This is a genomic window from Streptomyces glaucescens (genome assembly GCF_002154375.1).
GTDB lineage: Bacteria > Actinomycetota > Actinomycetes > Streptomycetales > Streptomycetaceae > Streptomyces > Streptomyces glaucescens.
In genome coordinates, this window is the sequence record NZ_MUND01000238.1 from 1 (window position 1) to 10050 (window position 10050).

A 10050-nucleotide genomic window follows, 5' to 3' on the forward strand; every position below is an offset into this window, starting at 1 on the left:
CCCCACCCCGGGGGTCAGGCGCCCCCGACCGCGGTCAGCAGAGCGAGCGGCGCGGCGGCCGACCGAGCCTCCCGCACGCACGCGTGCGGGTAGGGCACCGGCTCGGAATGGATGTCGCGGCCGTACCCGGCCAGCACCTCCGGAAGCCGGTGCCCGGAGACGTTCGCCGCGTCCACCAGCGCGTGCGCGACCGTCCGAGCCTCGTCGTGCAGCCCGTAGCGGGCCAGGCCGAGCGCGATCAGCGCGTTGTCGTGCGGCCACACCGAGCCGCGGTGGTACGACAGCGGGTGGTACGCCGGCTGCCCGGCCGCCAGCGTGCGCACGCCCCAGCCGGAGAAGAAGTCCCCCTCCACCAGGCGCCGTCCGACGGCCTTCCCGTACTCCTTGTCCAGCAGCCCCGACCACAGCAGGTGCCCGGCGTCCGAGGCGAGCGCGTCGACCTGGCGGCCGGTGTGGTCCAGGGCGAGTGCCGGGAAGGACTGCTCCGCCATCCAGAAGTCCCGCTGGAAGCGGTCCCGCAGGTCCCCGGCCGCCTGTTCCAGGAGCGCGGCGTAGGTGCCGTCCGCCCAGACGGAGCCCGCCAGTTGCGAGGTGCGGCGCAGGGCGTCGTACGCGTACCCCTGCGCGCCCGCCGCCACCACCGGGCCGCTCGGCCGGGTGCCGTCCGCCCAGCAGATCGCGCCGGGGGAGTCCTTCCAGTTCTGGTTGGCGAGGCCGCCCCGGTCGGCGCGGTAGACGAGGTAGCCGCGCGAGGTCAGCCCGCCGTGGTCCAGCATCCAGCCGACCGCCGCGCGGGCATGCGGTTCCAGCCGGCGGGCCAGGGCGGTGTCCCCGGTCTGCTCGACATAGGCGCCGAGCAGCACCAGGAAGAGCGGGGTGGCGTCCACCGAGCCGTAGTACCGGCCGAACGGCACCTGCCCGAAGTGCGCCAGCTCGCCGTACCGCACCTCGTGCACGATCTTGCCGGGCTGCGCCACCGAACCGGGCTGCGCCTCGGTGGCCTGGGTCGCGGCGAGCGCGGGCAGCACGGCCGCGGCGAGCTGCGGGCGGTAGGGCAGCGCGAACAGGGCGGTGAGCAGGGCGTCGCGGCCCAGCAGCGCCAGGAACCAGGGCGCGCCGCCCGCCGGGACGCGCAGGTCCTCCCCGTCCGGGCCGGTCGCCGGGATCTGCAGCGAGGCCAGATCGGCCAGGCCGCGGGCGCAGGCCGCCGCCAGCTCCGGCCAGCCGGTGGGGAAGGCCACGCCCTCCATGAACCGGCCCTCCCGGGCCAGCAGGTCCTCGCTCACGGCGGCGGGGGAGCGGGGTACCCGCAGGGCCCGCTTCTCGCCGTGCGGTCGCGCGATCACCCGCAGGGTCAGCTCGGCCGTGCCGTGCGGCTCCAGGTGAAGCGTCCACACCAGGCGCCGGGCGCCGGTGCCGGTCTCCTCCACGGAGTCCGGGGCGGGCTCGGCGGTGACCGTCGTGCACGACCGCCAATCGCCGCGCTGATAGGTGAACTCCAGGCCGTGGCCGAGGACCTGGCGACGGCGGACGGCGCCCGGCTTGTCGTAGGTGCGGTGGTCGGCGCGGAGTTCGAACTGGTCGGTGAAGTCGGCGTCGGCGGTGATGGCGAGGCGGACCGTGGTGGGCACCGGGCGGTTGCTGGTGACCCGCAGCCGCTCCACGAACGAGCTGTCGCCGACGGCCTGTTCCCGGAAGACCGTGCAGGCGGGCGGTTCCTGCCGGCCGCCGCGCGGAACGAGCACACACCGCGCGGTGTCCCCGTCGGCCACCGGGGACAGCGTCTGCGGCACCGCGCCGTCGACGGTGAGCTGCCACCGGCTCAGGTGCCGGGCGTCGCGCACGAAGAGCCCGTCGGGCAGTCCGGGGCGCCCCGCCCCGCCGGCCCGTACTCCGCTGATGTCGCCGCCGTCGTCCACGGCGGCGAACGTTCCGCCGTGCACGAGCGGATGATGCCGGTCCGTCATCCCCGGTTCCCTCCCCTGAGTTCACTGCTGGCGGTGGCCTGGTCGTGCGGCAGCCGTTCCCCCGGTCGGCCGTTCGGGTCGTGCGGGTAAGACAGGTCGAGGGCGAGGGCGGCGGTCCAGCCGAAGCCGGTCGCGCCGCAGGCCTCGCCGGTGTACGGATCCACGTACTCCGCGAACCCGGAGGCGTCCGCGAGGTCGAGGACCGCCGAGCGCAGCGCGTCGGCCCGCGCCCGCTCGCCGTGTGTGCGCAGCCCCCGCTCCACCAGCCAGCTGGTGTTGAACCAGGCGGGCCCCCGCCAGTACCGGTGCCGGTCGAAGGACTCGCCGAGCAGGTCGTAGCTCGGCACCAGGGGGGTGGTGTCGCCGAGCCCGAAGTGCGGGCCGGTGAGGGTCCGGACCAGGGCACGGACGACGTCACGGGGCAGGGCGGGCAGCAGCAGCGGGATCAGGCCGGAGACCCCGCGCTCGGGGATCGGCTCGCCGGAGCGCACGTCCCGGCAGAGGAACATCCCCTCCCGCTCGTCGAACAGACGGTCGATCAGTACGCCCGTCAGCCGCTCCGCGCGCGCGTGCCGGGCCGTGCCCGTCGCGCCCAGCTCCCGGGCGATCCGGGCGAGGGCGTGCTCGGAGGCGATCAGCAGGGCGTTGAACGCGGGGTCCTCGACGGCGAAGCCGCCCTGTCCGGCGCCGTGTCCGCCACCCGGCGCGTCCCGGTACCCGCGGTCCCGGTAGTCCGCGGCGAGCCGTACGTACCGGCCGTAGTCCAGGTCCGTCGGGCGGTCCTCGGGGGCGCCGTGGGCGAGGTCGGCGCGGCGGAAGGAGCGGGCCGGGGCAGGGGTGACACGGGCCAGCGGGGCGTCCCAGCAAGGGCTGTTGTCCATGCCCTGCTCCCAGGGGTGGACGACCGAGGCGAGCCCGGCGCCGCCCAGGTCACGGCGGTGCAGCAGATAGCGGTGCCAGGCGGCCAGCCGCGGATACACCCCGGCGAGGAAGCCGCGCGCCCGGGACAGGCCCGGATCGGCCTCGTGCACCAGCCAGGCCGCCAGCGCGTGCACCGGTGGCTGCACGATCCCCGAGGTCTGTACGGTGCGCGGGGCGCCCGCGGCCCGGCCCGCGGTGACGGAGCGCCAGAAGTCGGGGCTGGGGAAGTAGGCGTCGAGCGGGACGGAGGGATTGAAGACGATGTGCGGGACGCGTCCGTCGCCCCACTGCGCGGCGAGCAGTGTCTCCAGCTCCGTCTGGGCCCGTAACGGGGACAGACGGCGCAGGCCGACGGCGATGAACGCGGAGTCCCAGGACCACTGGTGGGGATACAGGCCGAGGGACGGCACGGTGGAGGTGCCCGTCCAGTTGGCCTCCAGGACCCGTATGGCCTTGGCCCTGACACCGGTCCGTGCCCCCTCGGGGCCGTGCGGCGGATCGTGTGCGAGGGCGCTTTCGGCGCCGGGGACGGTCAGTTGGGCGGTGCGATCCACTCGGGGCTCCCCGAAAGGCGTCCGGCCGACCGGTTCGGTCTTGGCCACCATAGAGTTACGTCTATTTAACACGCAAAACTCAATATGTAATGCAGGCTTGAGAAACACAAGGGGGTGCGCATGACCGGACGGCCGGGAAGGTCCGGAAGGACGGCGGGGACCGCACGGACCGCGGGGACCGGAAAGAGCGGCAGCCAGGCGAGCGCCGGCGAACTGCTCGAACTGGTGCGCAGTGGGCGCGCCACCACACGGGGCGCGCTCCAGCAGGTCACCGGACTCTCCCGGGCCACCGTCGGACAGCGTCTGGACCGGCTCTTCCGGGCAGGCTGGCTGCGTGAGGGCGCCGGCGGCCCGGTCGGCTCGCCGCTCGGCGGACGGCCCTCCATCATCCTGGAGTTCGACGACGAACACGCGGTCGTCCTCGCCGCCGACCTGGAGACCCGGCACGCGCGGGCCGCCGTCCTCTCCCTCACCGGCGAGATCCACGCCGAGCACACCGGCACCCTCCTCGTCGAGGACGGCCCCGACGCCGTCCTCGGCGAACTGGGCCGCTGGTTCGCCGAACTGCTGGACAAGGCCGGGCATCGCGCCGAGGAGGTCTGCGGCATCGGCCTCGCCGTACCCGGCCCGGTCGACAGCGACACCGGCCGGGTCGTCCAGCCGCCGATCATGCCCGGCTGGGACGGCTACGACATAAGGGGCCGCCTCGCCCGCGCCTTCACCGAGCACACGGGCGCCGCCGAGGTGCCGGTGCTGGTCGACAACGACGCCAACCTCATGGCGTACGGCGAGCAGCGCACGTCCCACCCCGACTGCTCGGCCTTCGTCCTGGTCAAGGTCTCCACCGGCATCGGTGCCGGAGTCGTGGTCGACGGCTCGGTCTACCGGGGCATCGACGGCGGCGCCGGGGACATCGGCCACATCCGGGTGCCGGAGGGCACGGGCGCGCTGTGCCGGTGCGGCTCCTACGGCTGTCTCGCCGCCGTCGCCAGCGGCGGTGCCGTGGCCCGGCGGCTCGCCGAGAGCGGGGTGCGGGCGGCCTCCGGCTCGGACGTACGCGCCCTGCTGGCGGCCGGGCACCCGGAGGCGGTGGGGCTGGCCCGGGAGGCCGGGCGCCGGGTCGGCGACGTCCTCGCGACGGTCGTGACCCTGCTGAACCCCGGGGTGCTGATGATCGCGGGCGATCTGGCCGGAACCCCGTTCCTCACCGGTGTGCGGGAGCTGCTGTACCAGCGGGCGCTGCCGCGCTCCACCGCTCATCTGGAGGTCGTGACCTCGCGGCTGGGGGAGCGGGCCGGCCTGATGGGGGCGGGAGCGCTGGTCGTGGAGCACCTGTACGCGCCGGAGCGGGTGGAGGAGCGGCTGCGGGCGATGGGGGTGTGACACGGGTGCGGACGTGGCGGTGTCGCACGGGTGGGCAGGTGGCGGTGTGACCTGGGGTGTGACGAGGGTATTTCCGCCGTGGGTTCCGTCTTGGGGACCCGTCCGCATGGTGAAATCCCGTCGGCTGTGGCAGCGTGATTCTCGCCACCCTTGATAAGGGATGCGCTCAGATGAGCGGATCATGGGCGACTGCACTTCTCCAAGGGGTGGCACTCAGTGCCACCCCTTGATCGTTCACCGATCGAACTCAAACGCGCTGGAGGCCGCTCATGTGAGCGATGAATCCGGTCTACGGGCGTTGCTGCGTTCAAGAAATGAAAACATCGCCCGTCGGCGACTTGCCAAGCTTTGACTTTCGATCCGCTGGCGGACGGGTGGTTACAGGCGCATGACGCGCAAGTGGACGTACCCAGCAGCCTTCGATCTGGGTATGTTCCTCGCCGTCAGGGCAGCCACCGCGGCCTCAAGGAGTCGAGACCCGTGTCGGAAAACAAAGATCCTCAGGTAGCCGAGCAGGCCGGCAGCGTTGAGGGCGTGAAGTTCGTCTACGACTTCACCGAGGGCAACAAGGACCTCAAGGACCTCCTCGGCGGCAAGGGCGCGAACCTCGCCGAGATGACCAACCTGGGCCTTCCCGTCCCGCCCGGCTTCACCATCACCACCGAGGCCTGCAAGGTCTACCTGGACAGCGGCGAGGAGCCGGCGGCACTGCGTGACGAGGTGAGTGCGCACCTCGAAGCGCTGGAACAGCGGATGGGCAAGAAGCTCGGCCAGACCGACGACCCCCTCCTCGTGTCGGTCCGCTCCGGAGCCAAGTTCTCCATGCCCGGCATGATGGACACGGTCCTCAACATCGGCCTGTCCGACAAGTCGGTGCAGGGTCTCGCCAAGCAGGCCGGCGACGAGCGGTTCGCCTGGGACTCCTACCGCCGCCTCATCCAGATGTTCGGCAAGACCGTCCTCGGCGTCGACGGCGACCTCTTCGAAGAGGCGCTGGAGAAGGCCAAGGAGGCCAAGAAGGTCACGGTCGACACCGAACTGGAGGCCGCCGACCTGAAGAAGCTCGTCACCGCCTTCAAGAAGATCGTCAAGAAGGAGGCGGGCCGCGACTTCCCGCAGGACCCGCGCGAGCAGATGGACCTCGCCATCAAGGCGGTCTTCGACTCCTGGAACGGCGACCGCGCCAAGCTCTACCGCCGCCAGGAGCGCATCCCGCACGACCTCGGCACCGCGGTCAACGTCTGCTCCATGGTCTTCGGCAACCTCGGCCCGGACTCCGGCACCGGTGTCGCCTTCACCCGCGACCCCGCCTCCGGCCACCAGGGCGTCTACGGCGACTACCTGCAGAACGCCCAGGGCGAGGACGTCGTCGCGGGCATCCGCAACACGGTCCCGCTCGCCGAGCTGGAGTCGATCGACAAGAAGTCGTACGACCAGCTCATGCAGATCATGGAGACCCTGGAGAACCACTACAAGGATCTCTGCGACATCGAGTTCACCATCGAGCGCGGCCGGCTCTGGATGCTCCAGACCCGCGTCGGCAAGCGCACCGCGGGCGCGGCCTTCCGCATCGCCACCCAGTTGGTGGACCAGGGCCTGATCGACGAGGCGGAAGCCCTCCAGCGCGTCACCGGTGCCCAGCTCGCCCAGCTGATGTTCCCCCGCTTCGACGAGAAGGCGAAGGTCGAGCAGGTCGGCCGGGGCATCGCGGCGTCGCCGGGCGCGGCCGTCGGCAAGGCGGTCTTCGACTCGTACACCGCCGTGAAGTGGTCCCGCTCCGGCGAGAAGGTCATCCTGATCCGCCGCGAGACCAACCCCGACGACCTCGACGGCATGATCGCGGCCGAGGGCATCCTCACCTCGCGCGGCGGCAAGACCTCCCACGCGGCCGTCGTCGCCCGCGGCATGGGCAAGACCTGTGTCTGCGGCGCCGAGGAGCTGGAGGTCGACACCAAGCGCCGCCGGATGACCGTGCCCGGCGGGCACGTCGTCGAGGAAGGCGACCTCATCTCCATCGACGGCTCGACCGGCAAGGTCTACCTGGGCGAGGTCCCCGTCGTCCCGTCTCCGGTCGTCGAGTACTTCGAGGGCCGGATGCACCCCGGCGCCGACGACGCCGACGAGCTGGTCCAGGCCGTGCACCGGATCATGGCGTTCGCCGACCGCAAGCGCCGCCTCCGGGTGCGCGCCAACGCCGACAACGCCGAGGACGCGCTGCGCGCCCGCCGGTTCGGCGCCCAGGGCATCGGCCTGTGCCGCACCGAGCACATGTTCCTCGGCGACCGGCGCGAGCTGGTCGAACGGCTGATCCTGGCCGACACCGAGGACGAGCGCGAGGGGGCCCTGGCGCAGCTGCTGCCGCTGCAGAAGAAGGACTTCGTGGAGCTGTTCTCCGCGATGGACGGCCTGCCCGTCACCGTCCGTCTGCTCGACCCGCCGCTGCACGAGTTCCTGCCCGACATCACCGAGCTGTCGGTCCGCGTGGCCCTCGCCGAGTCCCGCCAGGAGCCGCACGAGAACGAGCTGCGCCTGCTCCAGGCGGTCCACCGCCTGCACGAGCAGAACCCGATGCTGGGCCTGCGCGGCGTACGCCTCGGCCTTGTCATCCCGGGCCTGTTCACCATGCAGGTGAGGGCGATCGCCGAGGCCGCGGCCGAGCGCAAGGCGGCCAAGGGCGACCCGCGCGCGGAGATCATGATCCCGCTCGTCGGCACCGTCCAGGAGCTGGAGATCGTCCGCGAGGAGGCCGACCAGGTCATCGCCGAGGTCCAGGAGGCCACCGGCACCGAGCTGAAGCTGGCCATCGGCACGATGATCGAGCTGCCGCGCGCCGCGCTCACGGCCGGCCAGATCGCGGAAGCGGCGGAGTTCTTCTCCTTCGGCACGAACGACCTGACCCAGACGGTGTGGGGCTTCAGCCGCGACGACGTCGAGGCCTCCTTCTTCACCGCGTACCTGGAGAAGGGCATCTTCGGCGTCAGCCCGTTCGAGACCATCGACAAGGACGGCGTCGGCTCGCTCGTCGCCGCCGCGGCCAAGGCGGGCCGCGCCACCCGCCCCGACCTCAAGCTCGGCGTCTGCGGCGAGCACGGCGGCGATCCCGAGTCCGTCCACTTCTTCCACGAGGTGGGCCTGGACTACGTCTCCTGCTCCCCGTTCCGCATCCCGGTCGCCCGCCTGGAGGCCGGCCGCGCGGCCTCCACCTCGGCGGGCAGCGACCACCGCTGAGCCCCGCCGGGCACGGCACCGAGGCTCCGAGGCCGCCGCTTGTCACCCGACCCTCACCGATCGGCGGCGGCTTCGGTCTCTCAAGAGAGGGCGGCACCCTGTGCGGGGGTGCCGCCCTCTCGCGCATCACTTGCTGCGGCTGTCAAGGCGCGCCGCCGAACTGGGAACCGGGGCCAAGGCCCTCTCCGTCAGCCTCCTGCCATCAACCTGCGATCGCCCGCAAGATCGGCTGGCCGAGTGCGCCGAGCCAGCCCGCGAGTGCTCCGAGCGGCCCGATCAGCCCGGTGCCGGCCGTGGCCAGCGCACCCGCCGAGGACAGCAGCCGGGTGATCCGGTCGAGCCGGCCCGCCACTGCCTCCCGGTCCGGCTCCGGCCGGGCGACCTCCTCGTCCAGCGAGTCCAGCTCGGCCCGCACCTCGGGCTCGATCGCCGGCGGCAACGCCGTCCGCTCGATCGACGCCCTCAGTTCCCGGACCAGGCCGCGCACCTCCTGCCCGCCCGCCGTGAAGACGGCCGACTGGCCACCGTGAACGGTCTGGTTCCCGGCGACGTTGTTGACCACGCCGCCCTGCTGGTTGCCGATGTTGAAGGCCATGGCTCCCCATCTCCTCACCGCTGCCGCCAGGACGCCTGCCGGTCGGCGTCCTCGAAACGGCGGCGCCGGGACGTCGCCACGATGTGCAGAACGATCCCGATGACCGTCAGTACCGTCCCGAGGGCCGCCATTGCGAACCCGACCGCCCCTACCGGCACCCCGGCCACTTTCGGTCCGAGCAGCTCCAGGGAGGAGTCGAAGTTCGAACTCCCCGACGAAATATCATCGTTGGTGCTGACAATGAATCGAATGATCACCCAGCCGTAGATCCCGCTCCCGACCAGAAAGAGCAGGAAGCCGAGCATGATCAGGTGTCGCGCCCTGGTACGGGTCGCGGCGATCTCCTTGAAAAAGCTCTCGCGCTGAGCCTGCTGAATGTAGTTGTACTGGTCCCCGGCGACGTTGCTCAGCCGGTCGGCCTGCTGTGCCCCGATGTCGAACCGCCGCTCGCCGCCGGGCGGCGTACGGCCGGCCTCGCGCGGTGCCGGGCGGCCCGGCAGGCCGGAGGGTGGCGGCCCTGCGGCGGGAGCGCCGTAAGGCGCGGGCCCGGGCTCAGGGGCGCGGCCCCAGCCCGGCATGGTGTCCGAGGTGCCTCCGACTCCGGGCTTCGGGGCCTGAACGGTCCGGTCGGCGGGGCGTAGCTCTTCGTAATGCATCTCCAAGGGCCCGAAATCCAGCACGTCGCCCGAGTGCAGCACCTGCTGCCCGAGCACCGGGTGACCGTTCAGCATGGTGCCGTTGGTGGAGGCGAGATCCTCGACGGTGGTCCGGCCCGAGGCCCGCCACACCACCGCGTGCCGTCGGCTGACGCCCGGATCGCCCACCTGGATCTGGCAGTCGGGGTCCCGCCCGACCAGCATCGGCTGGTCGTCGAGGACGAAGACCCGGCCGCGCAGCCGGTCCGGGCGGTCGACCACGAGGTGCGGTAGATCGCGCTCTCGCAGAGGCGGGTCCATGGCACGACCTCCTGCCTTGGCGAAGCGGCCAGCCTCGGGCGAAACGATTCAGTCGCCTGTTCTGGTGATCCTCACCCTCCAGTAAAGGCCCATCGGCCTCGCCCTGCCACAGCATCCGGGACGGCCGGAACTCCGCAGGGGCCGGTTCGGCGGCCACCGGCTTGGCGTCCGGCTCGGTCCCGTCTTCGCCGGCGCCCGCGCCGAGGCCGACGAAGAAGGCCAGGGCCAGGGCGGGCAGCGCGTAGCGTTTGCGGGCCCAGCGCGGAGCCGGGCGCTGGGCCGGGTGGTTGGGCTGGCGGGTGGTGCGGTGTACGGGTTGGTCATCTCGTCCCCCCGGACGTCAGGTGCGTGAGGGACGACACCCCCCTGGTGCCGGGCCGCACTGCGCGTGGTGAGTGTGGCCGTTTCGTGATGGTGGCGTGGGGAGGCGGTGTGGGGGGTGGCAC

General features: G+C 72.2%; 6 protein-coding genes. 2 read left to right on the forward strand and 4 right to left on the reverse strand.

All coding sequences use genetic code 11. The features are described 5' to 3' along the window. Positions 1–14: 14 nt before the first annotated feature. Together CCN42_RS17125 and CCN42_RS17130 are read right to left on the reverse strand one after the other, a co-directional pair. Entirely contained in the window at positions 15–1967 is a 1953-nt protein-coding gene (locus tag CCN42_RS17125; protein WP_086736724.1) for an amylo-alpha-1,6-glucosidase, read from the reverse strand. Then, positions 1964–3442: an MGH1-like glycoside hydrolase domain-containing protein gene (locus CCN42_RS17130; RefSeq protein WP_245877328.1), complete on the reverse strand. Its 1479-nt coding sequence runs from the start codon at positions 3440–3442 to the stop codon at positions 1964–1966. The genes CCN42_RS17125 and CCN42_RS17130 overlap by 4 nt, the downstream gene beginning before the upstream one ends. A 120-nt stretch (positions 3443–3562) precedes the next feature. On the opposite strand from CCN42_RS17130, the gene CCN42_RS17135 reads away from it, so the two are divergent. Both CCN42_RS17135 and ppdK read left to right on the forward strand, forming a co-directional pair. Continuing rightward, positions 3563–4825 carry an ROK family protein gene (locus tag CCN42_RS17135; RefSeq protein ID WP_086736726.1) on the forward strand — a complete coding sequence of 421 codons (1263 nt, stop codon included), beginning with the start codon at positions 3563–3565 and terminating at the stop codon, positions 4823–4825. Positions 4826–5305: 480 nt separating this feature from the next. After that, positions 5306–8053 (forward strand): pyruvate, phosphate dikinase, encoded by a 2748-nt coding sequence (ppdK, locus tag CCN42_RS17140; RefSeq protein ID WP_086167387.1) that lies wholly within the window; start codon positions 5306–5308, stop codon positions 8051–8053. Between the two features lie 202 nt (positions 8054–8255). Here ppdK and CCN42_RS17145 read toward each other — a convergent pair whose 3' ends face one another. Together CCN42_RS17145 and CCN42_RS17150 are read right to left on the reverse strand one after the other, a co-directional pair. Beyond that, positions 8256–8648 (reverse strand): hypothetical protein, encoded by a 393-nt coding sequence (locus CCN42_RS17145; protein ID WP_086736728.1) that lies wholly within the window; start codon positions 8646–8648, stop codon positions 8256–8258. Positions 8649–8662: 14 nt separating this feature from the next. Then, on the reverse strand, positions 8663–9604 hold the full coding sequence (locus CCN42_RS17150; protein WP_086736730.1) for an FHA domain-containing protein: 942 nt from the start codon (positions 9602–9604) through the stop codon (positions 8663–8665). Positions 9605–10050: the final 446 nt, after the last annotated feature.